Origin of the sequence: Pluralibacter sp. (genome assembly GCF_019237635.1) — a bacterium.
Taxonomy (GTDB): Bacteria; Pseudomonadota; Gammaproteobacteria; order Enterobacterales; family Enterobacteriaceae; genus Enterobacter_B.
Window position 1 is genome coordinate 1 of the sequence record NZ_JAFAGS010000161.1, and the last position, 16810, is coordinate 16810.

A 16810-nucleotide genomic window follows, 5' to 3' on the forward strand; every position below is an offset into this window, starting at 1 on the left:
GACTCGCTGATTTCCTGCAAATGCTGCGTCATCGCGGCATCCACTCCGGCAACATCACGCTGCGCCAGCGCGCTGAAAATGTCCTGATGCTGGTGTAGCAGCATGTCCGGCGAAGAGATGTGATCGAGGCTCATATAGCGCACGCGGTCGATGGTCGCTTTAATGTTTTCCACCGTGTCCCAGGCGAGCTGGCAGTCGGCAATCATTGACAACAGCTGGTGGAATTCATCGTCAAGCTGAAAGAAATCGTTCAACTGGTGGCGATCGATGGCGATGCGCTGCTGGTGGAGGTTCTGTTCCAGTTGATAGCTCTGGGCGTCGGTTATCATGGTTGCCGCCCGGCGCACCACGGCACACTCAATCGCCTGACGCACGAAACAACCGTTGCGCACCTGGGATAACGAAATTTTATTGACGTAGCTGCCGCGCTGCGGGCGAATCTGAATCAGACCGTTTTCCGCCAGTTTGATAAACGCTTCACGCACCGGCTGGCGCGATACCTCGAAACGCACCGACACCTCTTTTTCTGAAAGCGGCGTGCCTGGCGGGATCAGGCAGTGCACAATATCCCGACGTAAGATGCGGTAAATTTGCTGATTTACGGGCTGTGTAGGATTGAGTTGCGATTCTGCGGCCATTGGCGTTTTCTTTCTTGCGGATTAAGTGCGCTATTTTACGCTTTTTTTCCCGTCCCGCCCATACCCGGCGGGCTGCCGGGCAGGGGAAAAGACAGAGAAATACGGCTTATCCCTGACGATGAATGCTCAAACCGGCATAGGTCTGACAGACCGGCATCATTTCCAGGGTGTTGATGTTGACATGTTTCGGCAGCGTCGCCACCCACCAGACGGCTTCGGTAACGTCCTCCGCTGACAGCGCGCTGGTATTCTCGTAGGTTTTACTGGCTTTCTCATCATCACCTTTAAAGCGCACGTTGGAAAACTCGGTGCCGCCCACCAGGCCTGGCTCAATATCGGTCACGCGAACGGCGGTACCGTGCAGGTCGGTGCGCAGGTTCAGACTGAATTGACGAACGAATGCTTTGGTCGCGCCATAGACGTTGCCGCCAGCATAGGGCCAACTGCCCGCCGTCGAGCCGATATTGATAATATGACCGCGGTTGCGCTCAACCATACCCGGCAGGACCGCGCGGGTCATGTAGATTAGCCCCTTGTTGTTCGTGTCGATCATCGTCTCCCAGTCTTCGACGTTCGCTTTCTGCGCGGGTTCCATGCCCAGCGCCAGCCCGGCATTGTTCACCAGGACATCGATTTGCTGCCATTCGGCTGGCAGGTTGGCGATCATCTCTTCAATCGCCGCGCGGTTACGAACGTCCAGTTGTGCGGTCAGAATGCTGTCGCCCAGGTTCTCTTTGAGTTCCTTAAGACGCTCCTGACGGCGACCGGTGGCAATTACTTTATGGCCATTAGCGACGAAACGGCGGGTAATGCTTTCACCAAATCCTGCCGTCGCGCCAGTCACGAGTACGATCATTTCCTGTTATTCCTCAACGCGTTTTGTGTGGTATTACCATAGCACGCGAGGGCGGATGGCGGTATGTCAACGTTTGGCGGCAGAGAAATCATTGCGGCCCGGCAGGCGGTTGCCTACTCTATGGAAACTATCGCAATCAGGAGTCCATGATGTCTTTCGCGAATCCCTTTTTTACCGTCAGCCTGCTACCGTACCAGGCGCCGCCTTTTGATCTCATCCGCGATAGCCACTATCGTCCGGCTTTCGATGAGGGCGTGCGGCAAAAGCGACAAGAGATAGCGGCCATCGCCGCCGATCCGCACGCGCCGGATTTTGCCAATACCTTCATTGCCCTGGAAGAAAGCGGGGCGCTGCTTGGTCGGGTGACGTCGGTCTTCTTTGCGATGGTGGCCTCAAATACCAACGACATTCTCCAGCATCTTGACGAGCAGTTTTCCGCAGAGCTCGCCGGGCTTGCCAATGATATTTATCTCAATACCCGGCTGTTCGAACGTATTGAGGCTGTATGGCGGCAGCGTCATCAGCTGTCACTGGATGAGGAGTCGCTGCGGCTGGTGGAGGTCACCCATCAGCAGTTTATCCTGGCAGGGGCTACGCTTTCGGATCCGCAAAAAGCTAAGCTGCGCGCGCTGAATACGGAAGCGGCAACACTGACCAGCCAGTTCAATCAGCGCCTGCTCGCAGCGGCGAAAAACGGTGGTCTGGTGGTTGATTCGCGGGAAGCGCTTGACGGTTTCAGCGAGGATGATATTGCTGCCGCACGGGCTGCCGCGCAGGATAAAGGGCTCAGCGACGGTTGGTTCATCGCGCTGCTTAATACGACTCAACAGCCCGCGCTGGCCTCCTTGCGCCGTCGTGCGACACGGGAAACGTTATTTCAGGCAAGCGCGCTGCGCACACAGAAAGGCGATGATAGCGACACCCGCGCGCTGATTTTGCGGCTGGTTGAGCTGCGCGCGCGGCAGGCGGCACTGCTCGGCTTTACGGACTACGCCAGTCTGAGCATCGCCGACCAGATGGCGAAAACCTCCGCAGCGGCGCTGGCGTTCATGAGGCAGATAGCACCGGCGGCGCGGGCGCGCGCAGAGCATGAACTGGCAGATATTCAACAAGTTATCGATGCACAGCAGGGCGGTTTCAGCGCTCAGGCCTGGGACTGGCCATTCTACGCGGAGCAGGTTCGGCTTGAGCGCTATTCGCTTGATGAGGCGCAGATCAAACCCTATTTCGAGCTCAATCGGGTGCTGACGGAGGGGGTATTCTGGGCGGCATCACAGTTGTTCGGCATTCGCTTCGTCGAACGTTTTGATATTCCGCTCTACCACCCGGACGTTCGTGTCTGGGAAATCTTTGATGTCAACGGTGAAGGCCTGGCGCTGTTTTATGGCGACTATTTTGCCCGAGAATCGAAGAGCGGCGGGGCGTGGATGGACAATTTCGTCCAGCAGTCCACGTTGCTGGAAAGCCGCCCGGTTATCTACAACGTGTGCAATTATCAGAAGCCTGCACAGGGGAAAAGCGCGCTTCTGTCCTGGGATGATGTCATCACGCTGTTTCATGAGTTTGGCCACACGCTGCACGGTCTGTTCGCCTGCCAGCGTTATCCGGGCCTTTCCGGCACGCGAACGCCGCGCGATTTTGTCGAGTTTCCGTCACAGATCAATGAGCACTGGGCCAGCCATCCGCAAGTGTTTGCGCGCTTTGCCCGCCATCACATCAGCGGAGAGGCTATGCCGCAAGCACTGCGTGAGAGCATGATGCGCGCAGCGACCTTTAACAAAGGTTACGACATGACAGAACTGCTGAGCGCGGCGTTGCTGGATATGAACTGGCACAGCATCACGACGGCGGTATTGCCCGATGATGTCGACGCCTTTGAAGCTCAGGCGCTGGAAAAAGAGCATCTGGATCTGAGTGCAGTTCCTCCGCGCTATCGCAGCAGCTTCTTTGCCCATATTTTTGGCGGCGGCTATGCCGCAGGTTATTACGCCTATCTGTGGACGCAAATGCTGGCGGATGATGGCTATCAGTGGTTTGTCGAACAGGGGGGATTAACCCGGGAGAATGGGCAGCGTTTTCGTGATGCTATTCTTTCACGCGGCAACAGCCGCGACCTTGAGAGAGTGTACCGTGACTGGCGGGGGCACGATCCACAGCCGGAGCCGATGCTCAAAAATCGTGGCCTGAGTGATTAGCAAATGCGTCAGCGCCGGGGAAGGTCGGGCTGACGGCTCGTGCAGAACGTGTTTTTCAGACTAAAGCGGCACCGTTTAGTTTTTATTGATACAGGCGGTGCTAATCTGCGTGCAGTGACGTAGAGAAAGTAAAGGTATGCTGGATCTGCGCCGTAAAATACAAATCTATCCATGCAAGCATTTACCGCCATCCGATGGCGGTTTTTTTTGCCCTGAATAAGAGACTAAGACTCCATGAGATTGTGAACGACGATAAAAGCACATATTGTTACCTCAGTATATGACAGCGAAAGGAACACATTATGTTTAGGTATCGTGGCGTCTCAATTGCACTGGCGGCTGTTGTTTCATTATCGATGCTTGCAACGCCTGCCCTGGCAAACCCGGGTAATGGAAACGGCAACCACGGTAATCATGGTAACAACGGTAACTCGGGTAAAAGTCAGAACGGGAACGCTGATGATAGCAACGCGTCCGGCCACCGTAAAAACGGCGGCAAACCGGATCACGTCGATTCAGATATCAACTACGCGACGGCTCGCCAGTTGGCGGTGAACCTTGGCCTGACGGGGTATCCGTCTTTGCCTCCGGGGATTGCGAAAAACCTGGCGCGTGGAAAACCATTACCGCCGGGGATCGCGAAGAAGGCCGTACCTGCGTCTATGCTGGGTCAATTACCCTATTATCCGGGATACGAATGGAAAGTGATTGGCGATAATCTGGTGCTTATTGCACTCAGTACGGCGATAGTCACGACCATTATTAATGGTGTTTTTGATTAATTTGGTAATTTCCACAGTAAGGTTCCAGTGACAGGAGCCTTATTGAAAGGGGCAGTTAGACCAGGTACGGATCGATATATTTATCCATTTGCTCGGGTGTAACGTCATCATTCAATCGGTAGATGATTTTCCCGGCATTCTTGAGAATATAAAGCATATCGGTATCAAATGCAGAGATAAGATTATTATCCTCAGTAAAAAATGGCTCACTAAATGTGGATGATGCAGTGTTTAATATCAGTGAGGAATATTTCGCGCCAATCCTTACACCAAGATAGAATACCCGGGCACGATTATGTGAGCATCCTCCGGCAAGACATGCGTAATAAAACATAATGTCAACTTCCTTTCTGTTTGCCCCCTGGGTACATGCGACGTCATGAATCACAGAAGCTAGCCTGTAATCACCAATGTAGGGGGAACCAATGGTTGACCATAGCGTCTGCGGGATGCTGACGCCATTAATGATACTGCCTGCGGGCGCTGGCCAGACTCTTGATGACGGATCGGTGTAGTGAAAATCTTGCATTAACACCATGTTTCTGTCCGGTCCATGTTCTTTTAACCACTGGGTTACAACGTTGCCTGTAAACGAACCGTAATCAGCCATAACCCCTTTCCTCAATATTTGGTTTCATACGCCATACTGTATATGAAATATATCAGACACTAAGATTCAGCCTTGGTTAATTTACCGAGGAGCCTTTTTATAGTATTCAACAGCGCTGCATTTGAAATGGTAGTAATGCATGATTTTTTATATTTCGGGTTATGAAGCGCTTCGCTGACATTCACCTTGAGGACTATGAGGTGTACACCTGTCCCCAAGAGGAAAACATGACGAGTCTCTCAGAAGTTTTTTCATGGCAATCACTGCATTTGTTTAAAATTAAACAACATAAGCGATGAAAACCATAAGTCAGTGATTTTAATTGCTTTTGACATATTATTCTGATTTTTGTCATCGTTTCAATGAATGACAATCAAAGTGGAGTTTGTCTTAGATTAACATTTCAAAATACCTGACTGTGTAAGCTGTAAATCACTATGAAGTTCTGTTGATGCCATGGATGATATGAAGAGCGTTTAGTAATTTAAAATTGTTTGGTTATGCACAGGTATTTCTCTTTTCGAGAAGATAAAAACAATGTAAGTGAACAGGATTTTTTTGAAATTGAAAGAAAAAACATCTCATACAAAGTCATACTTTTTCTTGTTTTTTCTATATCACTGTTGCTAAGTGTACCAACGGTAATTGATTTTTTTTAGCGGTGTTGTTTTTAATGTGCCTGATATATATTATTTAATGTTGATTTGCATTACCGCGATGTTAGGTGTGCTCATATTTACTTTGTTATTTTTTGAATTTTTCTGTGATTCAAAAAACATTTACTTGCTTATCTGTGGATTGGCATTTTTGGGTTCTGCACTGTACTCTTTGGGGGCAATATATCTGGCAAAAAAATTATTCAACTATTGTATGAATGCATATTCAATAATTAATAATCTAAAAGTGCTCTATCTTTTCCGTCAAGGGACGCTGGTCATGTTAATGTCAGTGGCAGTATATTATTTTTTGAGGATTAAGTCGGATGTACTACCTCGGGAAAGAGACTACGCGATCATTTTTATATTAGTTATAGGAGTGATTCTTGGCGGGTATGTGGCTTACGATATCCAGCAACAGGAGTTATTGCTTTCATCTGAGATTGAAGAGCAAACTGGATTTTATAGCTCTCATATACTCAACGTTTTTATTTGCTTCTGGTTTTTATTATCAGTTGTTATTGCTTTAACTGTGGATCTCCAGAACAGATTAATGCTGGGTTTGTCTATATATGTGGTGTCGAATATATTCAGTACAATCATTATGCTTGCCGTTGACAACGGAAACCCTGGCGCCTGGTATATAAGTAGGTTGATGGAGTTTGTTTTTACATTTATTTTTATTGTTGTCTTGCTATATGATGTTTGCCTGACGAACAAAAAATCAACTCATTTGTCTACCTTAGACCAAATGACAGATATATACAACGGGGCTCATTTTTACAGAGAGCTTAGATCTGTTTTGAAACAGAGGAATTTAGTCTTTCAACCTTACGTTCCCCTCCCAGCTCCAGACGAAGTGTCTGTGAGTTGGGAAATACGCTTTCAATTTTAATGCTATCACTTTTTCGAACCCAGCTGTTGGGGTGCATTTCATATCAAAATGTGAGGCCATCCTTAACACAGCCTTAACGACAGAATATAAAAATGATAACAACGCCCACTTTTAATGAACTCCATACTGCAAACATTAAGATAACATTAAGTTGGTTGTAAAAATTAATTTTAAATATAACGTTGCTGTTGAACTAAAGCATAAGGTTATTGCCAAACCAAAAAATCATATTTTTTCAAAGGCTAGCCAACCATGAGAGCTATACCCCGAAAGATACATCAGATTTATACAAAAGGGTGGGATAAACTCCCTGTGGAAGTAAAGATGCTGATTGATAAGCTTAAATGGATGAATCCTGACTATGAATACACATTTTATGCTGAACCTGAGATGTGCCAATATATAAAAAAACACTACGGGCAGGATATGCTTAATGTTTATAAACAGATAAATCCTGTGTATGGAGCAGCCAGAGCTGATTTGTTTCGCTACCTGGTCGTTTATCAGGAAGGGGGCGCTTATCTGGATATAAAAAGCTTTTGCGAAAAACCGCTTGATGAGATCATTCCACCTGAATGTGAGCTGATTTTGTGTCACTGGGACAATAGACCTGGTGGGCTTGATAAACAAAAAGGATTGCACCCTGAGCTTTCATTTATGGCGTGTGGAGAATACGAACAGTGGAATATTATAGCAAGTAAAGCATCTCCCTTCATAAAGGCTGTTATTGATGAGGTGGTATACAGAATTAAAAACTATAAGCCATGGCGTTATGGCGTAGGTATGAAAGGGGTGTTGATGACCACCGGGCCAATTGTATATACCGAGGCCATTAGAAAAGTACCGGGTAATGAAAAGGTGCAGCATGTCTTGAACCACAGAGAGATTGGGCTGGTTTATTCAGCAGTCAGTAAAGACGTCTGGAAATGCATAGGGAAAAGTTCTTATGCCAGATGTAGAACGCCTCTTGTTATTCTGAGTAACAGAGATTATAAGCTGTATAAATTATGGCTTTTGTTTATATTCCCTTTTAATAGGTTAAAAAAGAATATTTATAACGAATTCAGAAGCCTTACTCGTAAAATTAAATATAAACTATGAGACGATTTAGTGAGGCCCTCTTTGCCGCCTGGAGCTTAGGTCGGAATGGTTGTGGCGGAGCATTGTCCAGCAGTGGCGGTCAACCGTCATTATTGTCAGGACAAAAACAAAAGGCCTCTTGCACAAAAATCGGCAAGAGGCCATTAAGGACGCGGGTTGTCGGTGTTCATTAATCATCCCATTTGTGGCTGAAATACGCGGCAAGGAAACCTGAAAGTAAGATGGTTCCTAAGACTGCGATGAAAACATGCATATTTTCCTGCATAATTAACCTCCTGATAGTTACGGTTTATTGACTCTATTGACCTCACTGATCAAAAATAACGCGGCAATGGACTGATTATAAACCGAGCAATCTAAACGAATCATTAATTATGTGAATTACTTTGCTGTTTCGGTAAATTTTTTCCGGTACATCAACGGACTCATTGCAAACGACTGACGAAAGTGATGGCGCATGCTATTTGCGCTACCGAAACCGGTCTGCGCAGCGATATATTCAATGGACTGCCTGCTGCAGCTCAACATTTGCTGTACGCGCAGCAAACGCTCATCAAGCAGCCAACGGGTTGGTGTTTTACCTGACGCTTCCTGAAAACGACGCAGGAAGGTGCGTGGGCTCATACCAGCGCGGTGGGCGAAGGACTCAATAGTATGTTCATCAGCGATGTGCTGATGGAGAAAATCAAACAGTTGGCCGAGGCGCAGACCAGGCAGCGCTTAAACTGGCGCTGCTGGGGCGCCTGGTAAAAATCATGCCTGGCGGCATGACCGGCTGGGAGGACGAAGGCTACGCATTTGCGGGAAGCGGCGAAGGGCAACCCGCGTGTGACTGCTGATATCAGGCCGCATTCAGCTCATGCCCCCAGGATGTAACACGCATTCCACGCAGAATCATCAGCCACGCCGCGATGATGACCGCAATCATAATGGCAAACAGCGTCCAGGCGGGCAGGGTGGTCAGAATAATCCCGGTGATCATCGGGTTAAAGGCGGCTCCCAGCCAGCCGAGGGCTTGAGCGGAAAAATAACTCGCCTTCATGCCCGGCGGCGCAATGTTGTCGATAAGCATATATTCGCCCGGAGCGTAGATGATTTCGCCAATGGTAAAAACCGCTGCGGCGATGCCCCAGATCAGCAGGTTTTCGCCGGAAACCATGAAACCGCCCAGACCGAGGATGAAAAAGAGGGTACCGATAGCCATCAACGGACGAATGTTGCCTGGCGTGATGCTGCGGCCAACGAAATACTGCAGGCTGACCACCACAATGGCGTTGACCGGCAGCACGACCGAAACCACCTTCTGGGCGAAATCACTGTCGTGGGCGATGACCAGTACGTACTGGGAAATACAGGTGGCAAATGACCCGCCGACATAGGACGCGAGCAGGCCGGAAAGCGTAAACCAGAACAGCGCCCGGTCGCGCAGCAGAACCGAGGGTTGCCAGGGCGCCGCTTTACGCTCGTCGTCGCTGATAACCTGTTTCTGCACGCAAAACTGGATTAATACCAGTGGGATGGCTGCGCTGATTGCCGCCAGCCAGAACGGCAACTGGAGGCTGTACATGACCAGAAAGGTGCCAACCGGCGGGCCAATCGTCCAGCCGATATTCAGAAAACTGTAGTTGAGCGAGAAGATTCGCGCTTTTTCGCTCCCGCTCAGCACATCGGAAAACCAGGCCTTCAGGACGGTGGCAAATACCGAGTATGAGCAGTTAATCAGGGCAAAAAAGACCACCACCAGCGGAATTGAATTCGCCAGCGGAATAACAATAAACCCGGCGATAAACACGATAATGGCGAGCAGCATATAGCGCTTCTTATCGAACTTATCCGCCAGAATGCCAAAACCCAGGCTGAAAATAACACCCACGGTGAGGGCAATCGTCAGCGCATAGCCAATGGCCTCTACGCTCATGGCAAATTTGCGTGTGAGGTAGATGGTCATAAACGGCAGCGTTGCGCCGCGTCCAATCGTCAGCAACAACGATGACGCCAGCAGCGCGCTTGTTGAGCGCCTGATCGATGGTTTCATTTTTCAGCCCGACAATGTGTAAATGTTATGAATTTGTGTCTTATCAGGAGTATCACGGCATAAGGGGCTTGTATAGCTCTCTTTTTATCTCTCAGTGCTCTGTAGCGCTGCCAAAAATAGTGATCTTTTCCTGCGGTCGATTTTTCGTTACTTTGGTTTTCGTTTACAAAAATTTAATATTTCAGGGGGGGGGATGACGCGAAAAGATGGGCTGCTGGCGTTGCTGGTTGTGGTTGTATGGGGACTCAACTTTGTGGTTATCAAGCTGGGTCTGCACAATATGCCGCCGCTGATGCTGGCAGGATTACGCTTTCTGCTGGTGGCCTTTCCGTCTGTGCTGTTCGTTTCACGCCCCAAAATTCCGTTTCGCCTGCTTGCCGGATATGGCCTGACCATTAGCTTCGGCCAGTTCGCCTTTTTGTTCAGCGCCATTAAGTTCGGTATGCCGGCGGGGCTGGCCTCGCTGGTGCTGCAGGCGCAGGCGTTTTTTACCATTCTGCTCGGCGCTTTCATCTTTGGCGAGCGACTGCAGGGTAAGCAGGTGGCGGGGATTTCGCTTGCGGTCATTGGCGTACTGGTCCTGATTGACGCCAGCCTCAACGGTCAGCATGTGGCGATGCTCGGGTTTTTCCTGACGCTGGCCGCGGCCTTCAACTGGGCCTGCGGTAACATTTTCAATAAGCGGATCATGCTGCACGAGGCGCGTCCGGCGGTCATGTCGCTGGTGGTGTGGAGCGCCCTGATTCCGATCGTGCCGTTTATGCTGGCATCGGCGATGTTCGATGGCCCGGCGGTGATGTGGGCAAGTCTCGTGGATATCGATCGGGTGACCATTCTGTCGCTAGCGTATCTGGCGTTCGTCGCGACCATTGTGGGCTACGGTATCTGGGGGGCGCTGCTTGGGCGCTACGAAACCTGGCGGGTGGCGCCGCTGTCGCTGCTGGTGCCGGTGGTAGGGATGGGCAGCGCGGCGGCCTTGCTCGGTGAAACGCTGAACGGGCTGCAACTGGCTGGCGCAGCGCTGATCATGGCGGGGTTGTACATTAACGTCTTTGGTCTGCGGGCGCGTCGCGAAAAGGCGCTACGGGGATAAAAAGCCCCGTAGCGACGGGGCAACTCACGCGTTACAGGTTCTGCTGATTATAGTAAGGCACGCCCAGTTCGTCGGATTTGTCGCTACCTGCGCCCATATGGTTGAAGTCAAAGGGGGACTTCTCATGAGGAGAGCGCATGCTGACAGCGTCATGGGCAGAATTTTCCGCCGGAACGGTGGATTGCTCCGCAAAACTCGGGCCGGAGACCAGCGCCAGCAGGGTGAGGGCGGCGCAGGCGAACAGCTTCATGATTTCCTCGATACGTCTTGCGCAGGCGATTAGCAGTTACAGTGATTGATGGGGTACAGATAACGTGATTCGCCGGGAATATTGGTCATGCGATATTTATGCGGCGGAACGTCAAAGTAGTTTTTAAACGTCCGGGTCAGCGTTTGTTGCGATTCAAAGCCATAACGTTCAGCCAGATACAAAATCGGCTCATTGCTCTGCTTCAACTTCTGGGCGATTTCAGTAAGCTTACGGCTGCGAATATATTGACCGAGTGAATGACCGGTCTCTTTCTTGAACATTCGCTGCAGATGCCATTTCGAATAACCTGAACGTTCGGACACTTTCTCAAGTGACAGCGGAGATTCCAGGTTATCTTCAATCCAGTCCAAAATGCTATGAATAGTGATGGCATCAGTATTACGTCTGGACATCGTCTTACCTCTTTCGGTTTACGGCAGAACTTTTTTGAGCAGCAGCTCAAGCGTTGCGACTTCATCCGCCGTTAAGTTTTTTGTTAGTTCCTGATGCAGGTTTTGCCCCACCACCTGGTGGCATTGCTCACAGATTGCGGCGCCTTCCGGGGTCAGCTTCACCAGAACGCCGCGCTTATCGTTTGGATTCGGCAACCGCTCAATCCAGCCCTTGCAGACCAGACGGTCCAGCATACGGGTCAGGGCGCCCAGGTCGACAGAAAGGATCTTCTTCAGCTCAACGGGCGTGATACAGACCTGACAACGAATAGAACACAGCGTCTTAAACTGCGTGGCGGTGATGTCCATTGGCGACAGGTAATCGTTTAGCAGGCGATCCTTTTTCTGATTGACCATGTGGATCAGGCGACCCAATGGAATGATTTCGTTAAACAGATCGCTGGTGCTTTTCACGATGCTTGCCCTGGCAAGTAGTTTAGTTGCCGTGGATATTATTGCCCAGGCAACAATAAGTCAATCGGATGGATTTTGTGATGCCACAAATTGCTAAAACGCTTCAGGTGCGTTTCGTTTTGATTTTCAACTTTTATTTATAACTATCAGTTATAGCCTAAAGTGGAGAAACAGGCGGAAATGATTAGACATGGCAAATGGCCCAAATTCCCCCGTATACTGCCTGCGGCCATTGTGTTTGTTTCTGGAGTGAAACCGTTATGCTTGAACTAGTCAAAGCTATCAGCCTGGGGCTGGTGGTGTTATTGCCGTTGGCAAACCCGCTAACAACCGTTGCGTTGTTTCTGGGGCTGTCTGGCGATATGAACAGCGCGGAACGTAACCGACAGTCGTTGATGGCGTCGGTCTATGTGTTCGCGATTATGATGGTGGCCTACTATGCCGGGCAAGTGGTGATGAACACCTTCGGGATTTCCATCCCCGGGTTGCGTATCGCCGGGGGGCTTATCGTTGCCTTTATCGGCTTCCGGATGTTGTTCCCGCACCAGCGTGCGCACGAAAGCCCGGAAGCGAAAAGCAAATCAGAAGAGCTACAGGATGAGCCGACGGCGAATATCGCGTTTGTGCCGCTGGCCATGCCGAGCACCGCGGGGCCGGGTACTATCGCGATGATCATCTCGTCAGCGTCTACTGTAAAGGCGGGTTCAACCTTCCCTGACTGGGTCGTGTGGGTCGCGCCGCCACTGATTTTTGCTGCGGTCGCCGTCATTTTATGGGGATGCCTGCGCAGCTCCGGCGCCATTATGCGGCTGGTGGGTAAGGGCGGAATTGAGGCCATCTCCCGTCTGATGGGCTTTTTGCTGGTATGTATGGGCGTACAGTTTATTATTAACGGCGTGCTGGAAATTATTACTCATTATCATGCCTGATTGGCACGGGTGGCAGCAGCCACCCGATATTCACTACGCGTGACGCTGTTGCGCTTCTTTCGCCGCAGGCCAGTGGCGAAAGATAATCACCGACCAGACAAATGCCGCTAACGCCGGAATGGCGCCGACATAGCCGATACTGGCCATCGACAGATGTAAACTCACCTGATTCCCGAGCAGCGCGCCCGCGCCGATACCGATGTTGAAAATACCGGAAAACAGCGCCATAGCGACGTCAGTGGCATCAGGCGCCAGCGCCAGCACTTTCACCTGCATCCCAAGGCCAATCATCATAATGGCAATGCCCCAGAAGATACTGAGCATAGCAAGCTGGGTTTCGTTACCCGCGGCCAACATCAGCAACAGCAGGCACAGCGTAAGCGCGCCGATGGCGCCGCTGACCAGCGATGACGCGTACTGATTGCCAAGCTTACCAAACAGCACGGAGCCGATGATGCCCGCGCCGCCCAGCGTCAGCAGCAGGAAGGTGGCGAAACCAGCATCATAGCCTGCGATGTTCATCACAAACGGTTCAATATAGCTGTAGGCGGTGTAATGCGCGGTGACCACGATGGCGGTCAGCAGATAAATGCTCATTAATGCCGGACGACGAAACAGCAGCGGCAGGCTTTTCAGCGACCCGGAATGTTCGCTCGGCAGTTTTGGCAGGAGCTTGATAAGCGCCAGCAGGGTGAGTAATGCGCCCGCGCCGATAAGAAGAAAAGTGGTACGCCAGCCGAAATATTGCCCGACGATACGTCCGACAGGCAGCCCCAGCACCATCGCCAGCGCGGTTCCGGTGGCGATAAGGCTCAACGCCTGGGCGCGTTTTCCCGCAGGCGCCATGCGGATGGCCAGCGACGCGGTAATCGACCAGAACACCGCGTGCGCAAAGGCGATGCCGATACGACTTATCACCAGAACCGTAAAGCTCCAGGCGAGAAACGAGAGCAGGTGGCTTGCGATAAACAGGATGAATAAACCGATCAGCAGTTTCCGCCGCGCCATCTGACGGGTCATCAGCATGAAGGGCAGCGACATCAGCGCCACCACCCAGGCATAGATGGTCAACATTATGCCGACCTGGGCCGTCTCCATGGAAAAACTCCGGGCGATGTCAGAGAGCAGACCGACGGGCACGAACTCCGTGGTATTAAAAATAAAAGCGGCAACGGCAAGCGTTACCACCCGTAGCCACGCGACCTTGCGTGAAACCGTGTTCGTTGTCATAGCGATGTTCTGGATACGTTCCGAAAAAGCGAGGAGAAGATCTTAAGGCTATTGCTGATTAAAAGACAATCATTTCGTGACCAGTCTCTCATTTTTGTTTCCGCGACAGCCGTACGGGAGGCGCAAAAAAAGACTGTTTTATAAGGTTTTTTATGTCAGTGTGGATGCACACAATAACAATCGCAGGGGAGAGCTATGCAGGAAATTGCGTTTTACATGGTTGATGCGTTTAGCGATCGTACGTTTGGTGGAAATGCGGCAGCGGTCTGTGAGCTGAAGAGTTGGTTGCCGGATGAGACGTTGCTGAAAATGGCGCAGCAGCATAACCAGTCGGAAACCGCCTTCTTTGTGCCCACGAAAGGAGGCTTCGAGCTGCGCTGGTTTACCACTCAGCACGAGGTCAATCTCTGCGGCCACGCGACGCTCGCGACGGCGCACGTTATTTTTCATCATCTGGAATACCCGGACGCGCGGCTGCATTTTGATACGTTGTCCGGGCGTCTGACGGTGAGCCGTGAAGGAGAGTGGCTGACGCTTGATTTCCCCGCAGGCGAGACCCAGGCGCAAACGCCGCCGCCGGAGATGCTGGCCGCACTTGGCGTTAGCGACTACCTGGCGGCCCGTAAAGGGCGCGCGTGGCTGATTGAGCTGGCGAGCCGAGAGGCAGTAGAAGCCGTCCGGCCGACAATCAGCGCGATGACGCCAGGCGAGCATAAGGTGACCATCACGGCGCGGGGAACCGGTGACTACGATTTTGTCAGCCGCTTTTTCTCACCTGGTGAAGCGGTATGGGAAGATCCGGTAACCGGCTCGGCGCACACGATGCTGATCCCGTACTGGAGTGAGAAGTTAGGCAAAACAACGATGCTGGCGCGTCAGGTGTCGGCTCGCGGCGGGGATATTCGCTGTGAACTGCGCGGTGACCGGGTGCTGATGAGCGGCCAGGCGGTGTCGTATCTGAAAGGTCAGATTTACCTTCGTTGATGACTAAGCGATATGCCGCCGCGCAAAACCTCTTTCTGTCAGGTGATGGCGGCGGCGTTGTTACGCAGTCAAAAACATGGCGGGTACTTTAAATACGGCTTTTCGAACCCTCATTGCTTCATCCAGCGTACATAATGCCTGATGAGGTTCTTCGGGATAAAAAACCACAAAGTCCCCCAGGCGGAGCGTAATAGCAACGGAATGCCGTGAGTCTGCAGCAATAAACAAATCGGGCTTTCGCTCCTCATCTCCTGCTCGGGCGAGGGATTGCGTCCCGGCGTAAATAACTTCTGCTCCGCAGAGCATCACCTGAATATCCGCCCATTGGTAATGATACTCGGTATGACGCTGTGCCTGCGGTTGTGTGTATGCCGGACCGACAGTACAAAACCAGGAACAGCCTTCTGGCTGCCAGCGTCCGTCAGCGCGTGCGAGCAATGACGGCAATGTGCAGTCAGGACGATTGAGGATTGTCTGGAGTCCCGTCGGAAGCCCGGTAAGAGGCTGAATGTCCAGATCATAAGGTTGACTCCTGGAGCCACTCGGGTGTGATTCGTACATATTTGATGGCCTGACGAAAATACGTATAGGCAATATGTAGCTGTCCGTCGTTACTTTGCTTAATGCTCGGATAGGAGTACTCGCGGTTAAGTTTTTCCTGCGAGTTGTTGGTCATACAATAGCCATCACCTTCGTCAAGGTTGCGCCGCCAGGGCCAGGTTTTCCCGCCATCGGCAGACAGGGCGACGGTCATGGGCGCGCGTGGCGCTCCCCAGAACGCGGTGCGTTCGTGAGTCATTGTCGGCTCTTTGCGGCTGTCATCGCCATCATCAATCTCGTCGTACAGCGACGCACGACGCTCAAGCGCTCCGGCGGCGCTCATGAGGTTGAACACCAACGCCAGCTTGCCATCCTGCAACGTAGTGACCTGGATGGAGGCGTTGTTGTTTGGCAAAACGCTAGGTTCTGGCACTGACCAGCTTTCACCGTTATCCACAGAATGGCTGTAATAAATACTGTCCGCCCAGCGACTGCGAAACAGCGCGATCAACGTTCCGTCCGCCAGCGGGGTGATATTCATATGTACACAGCCAAGGCTTTCCGGCACGTCCACATCACGCCAGCTTTTTCCGTTATCGTCGGAGATTTTTACGGCGCTGATGTCATCGTTACCTACCCATTTCTCAGCATTTTTAGTGCGGCACAGGAACACCGGCAGCAGCCAGTTGCCATTTTTAGCCACCGTGATGGGCTGACGAATAAAGGTGCCGGGCTTATCCAGCAGCGTGTTAATGGCACCCCAACTGTGACCGAGGTCATCTGACTGCCGGTAGCGAACGATAGCGGTATCCTGATTACCCGAAATCTGCGCGGTCCATAACAGCCACAGTACATTGTCCGGCGCCAGGAAAAGCACCGGGTTTTGTTCCGAACGGTCAGGGTCATCGGAGAGTTTAACCGCTTTGCTCCAGCGATCGTTCCCGGTGCTCAGGCGCGAGCTCCAGATAGAGATATCGGCAATACCTTCCTGGGTGCCGCCGAACCAGACGCACATGAGCGAACCATCCGGGAGCGGCAGAATGTTGGCCGCGTGATTCTGTGGACAGGCAGAGGGCAGCATTGCCGTGATCATTCGCTCATCCTGGTCTTGCGGACGCAAAACGCCATCACGAGTTACGGTTACGGTCAT

Annotated in this window: 18 protein-coding genes and 2 pseudogenes; 8 read left to right on the forward strand and 12 right to left on the reverse strand. The window is 51.4% G+C overall.

Annotation, left to right across the window (positions count from 1 at the left end; translation table 11 throughout):
• Both JO226_RS18855 and ydfG read right to left on the reverse strand, forming a co-directional pair.
• Positions 1 to 638: GntR family transcriptional regulator (locus tag JO226_RS18855; protein WP_296406227.1), on the reverse strand; the 638-nt coding region annotated here is incomplete at its 3' end.
• A gap of 106 nt (positions 639 to 744) precedes the next feature.
• Positions 745 to 1494 (reverse strand): bifunctional NADP-dependent 3-hydroxy acid dehydrogenase/3-hydroxypropionate dehydrogenase YdfG, encoded by a 750-nt coding sequence (gene ydfG / locus JO226_RS18860; protein WP_296406229.1) that lies wholly within the window; start codon positions 1492 to 1494, stop codon positions 745 to 747.
• 149 nt (positions 1495 to 1643) lie between these two features.
• Between ydfG and dcp the strand changes: the two genes are divergently transcribed.
• Positions 1644 to 3689, forward strand: coding sequence for a peptidyl-dipeptidase Dcp (dcp, locus tag JO226_RS18865; protein ID WP_296406307.1), 2046 nt, complete (start codon positions 1644 to 1646; stop codon positions 3687 to 3689).
• Positions 3690 to 3991: 302 nt separating this feature from the next.
• A complete protein-coding gene (locus JO226_RS18870; protein WP_296406231.1) occupies positions 3992 to 4471 on the forward strand; it encodes an anti-virulence regulator CigR family protein in 480 nt (159 codons plus the stop codon).
• Positions 4472 to 4526: 55 nt separating this feature from the next.
• On the opposite strand, the gene JO226_RS18875 is transcribed toward JO226_RS18870, so the two are convergent.
• Positions 4527 to 5081: a DUF1353 domain-containing protein gene (locus JO226_RS18875; RefSeq protein WP_296406233.1), complete on the reverse strand. Its 555-nt coding sequence runs from the start codon at positions 5079 to 5081 to the stop codon at positions 4527 to 4529.
• A gap of 675 nt (positions 5082 to 5756) precedes the next feature.
• On the opposite strand from JO226_RS18875, the gene JO226_RS18880 reads away from it, so the two are divergent.
• Both JO226_RS18880 and JO226_RS18885 read left to right on the forward strand, forming a co-directional pair.
• Positions 5757 to 6632 carry an MASE4 domain-containing protein gene (locus tag JO226_RS18880; protein WP_296406235.1) on the forward strand — a complete coding sequence of 292 codons (876 nt, stop codon included), beginning with the start codon at positions 5757 to 5759 and terminating at the stop codon, positions 6630 to 6632.
• A gap of 252 nt (positions 6633 to 6884) precedes the next feature.
• On the forward strand, positions 6885 to 7733 hold the full coding sequence (locus JO226_RS18885) for a glycosyltransferase family 32 protein (RefSeq protein ID WP_296406236.1): 849 nt from the start codon (positions 6885 to 6887) through the stop codon (positions 7731 to 7733).
• A 169-nt stretch (positions 7734 to 7902) separates the two neighbouring features.
• On the opposite strand, the gene mgtS is transcribed toward JO226_RS18885, so the two are convergent.
• Positions 7903 to 7998, reverse strand: a complete 96-nt coding sequence (gene mgtS / locus JO226_RS18890) for a protein MgtS (protein ID WP_296406239.1) — start codon at positions 7996 to 7998, stop codon at positions 7903 to 7905.
• Positions 7999 to 8114: 116 nt separating this feature from the next.
• Positions 8115 to 8441 (reverse strand): annotated as a pseudogene (locus JO226_RS18895) (helix-turn-helix domain-containing protein); the annotation flags it as partial.
• Here JO226_RS18895 and JO226_RS18900 point away from each other — a divergent pair.
• Positions 8435 to 8572, forward strand: a pseudogene (locus tag JO226_RS18900) (rhodanese-like domain-containing protein); the annotation flags it as partial. The pseudogenes JO226_RS18895 and JO226_RS18900 overlap by 7 nt on opposite strands.
• Before the next feature lie 2 nt (positions 8573 to 8574).
• Here JO226_RS18900 and ydeE read toward each other — a convergent pair.
• On the reverse strand, positions 8575 to 9768 hold the full coding sequence (gene ydeE / locus JO226_RS18905) for an efflux MFS transporter YdeE (RefSeq protein WP_296406242.1): 1194 nt from the start codon (positions 9766 to 9768) through the stop codon (positions 8575 to 8577).
• A 193-nt stretch (positions 9769 to 9961) separates the two neighbouring features.
• Here ydeE and eamA point away from each other — a divergent pair, with 193 nt between their 5' ends.
• The gene (eamA, locus tag JO226_RS18910) at positions 9962 to 10861 is read left to right on the forward strand and encodes an O-acetylserine/cysteine exporter (protein ID WP_296406244.1); all 900 of its coding nucleotides are present in this window, start codon (positions 9962 to 9964) and stop codon (positions 10859 to 10861) included.
• Positions 10862 to 10892: 31 nt separating this feature from the next.
• Here the strand turns inward: eamA and marB are convergent, their stop codons facing one another.
• The 3 genes from marB to marR are packed head-to-tail and all read right to left on the reverse strand — an operon-like array spanning position 10893 to position 11977.
• Positions 10893 to 11111 (reverse strand): multiple antibiotic resistance protein MarB, encoded by a 219-nt coding sequence (marB, locus tag JO226_RS18915; RefSeq protein ID WP_296406246.1) that lies wholly within the window; start codon positions 11109 to 11111, stop codon positions 10893 to 10895.
• 29 nt (positions 11112 to 11140) lie between these two features.
• Positions 11141 to 11524 (reverse strand): MDR efflux pump AcrAB transcriptional activator MarA, encoded by a 384-nt coding sequence (gene marA, locus JO226_RS18920; RefSeq protein WP_296406248.1) that lies wholly within the window; start codon positions 11522 to 11524, stop codon positions 11141 to 11143.
• Positions 11525 to 11542: 18 nt separating this feature from the next.
• Entirely contained in the window at positions 11543 to 11977 is a 435-nt protein-coding gene (gene marR, locus JO226_RS18925) for a multiple antibiotic resistance transcriptional regulator MarR (RefSeq protein ID WP_296406250.1), read from the reverse strand.
• 260 nt (positions 11978 to 12237) lie between these two features.
• On the opposite strand from marR, the gene JO226_RS18930 reads away from it, so the two are divergent.
• Entirely contained in the window at positions 12238 to 12906 is a 669-nt protein-coding gene (locus tag JO226_RS18930; RefSeq protein WP_296406252.1) for a MarC family NAAT transporter, read from the forward strand.
• 33 nt (positions 12907 to 12939) lie between these two features.
• Here the strand turns inward: JO226_RS18930 and JO226_RS18935 are convergent, their stop codons facing one another.
• The gene (locus JO226_RS18935; protein ID WP_296406254.1) at positions 12940 to 14136 is read right to left on the reverse strand and encodes a sugar transporter; all 1197 of its coding nucleotides are present in this window, start codon (positions 14134 to 14136) and stop codon (positions 12940 to 12942) included.
• Between the two features lie 195 nt (positions 14137 to 14331).
• Between JO226_RS18935 and JO226_RS18940 the strand changes: the two genes are divergently transcribed.
• Positions 14332 to 15120, forward strand: a complete 789-nt coding sequence (locus tag JO226_RS18940) for a PhzF family phenazine biosynthesis protein (RefSeq protein ID WP_296406256.1) — start codon at positions 14332 to 14334, stop codon at positions 15118 to 15120.
• A gap of 60 nt (positions 15121 to 15180) precedes the next feature.
• On the opposite strand, the gene JO226_RS18945 is transcribed toward JO226_RS18940, so the two are convergent.
• On the reverse strand, positions 15181 to 15681 hold the full coding sequence (locus tag JO226_RS18945) for a YhcH/YjgK/YiaL family protein (protein ID WP_296406258.1): 501 nt from the start codon (positions 15679 to 15681) through the stop codon (positions 15181 to 15183).
• Entirely contained in the window at positions 15638 to 16810 is a 1173-nt protein-coding gene (locus JO226_RS18950) for an exo-alpha-sialidase (RefSeq protein ID WP_296406260.1), read from the reverse strand. Before JO226_RS18950 ends, JO226_RS18945 begins: the two co-directional genes overlap by 44 nt.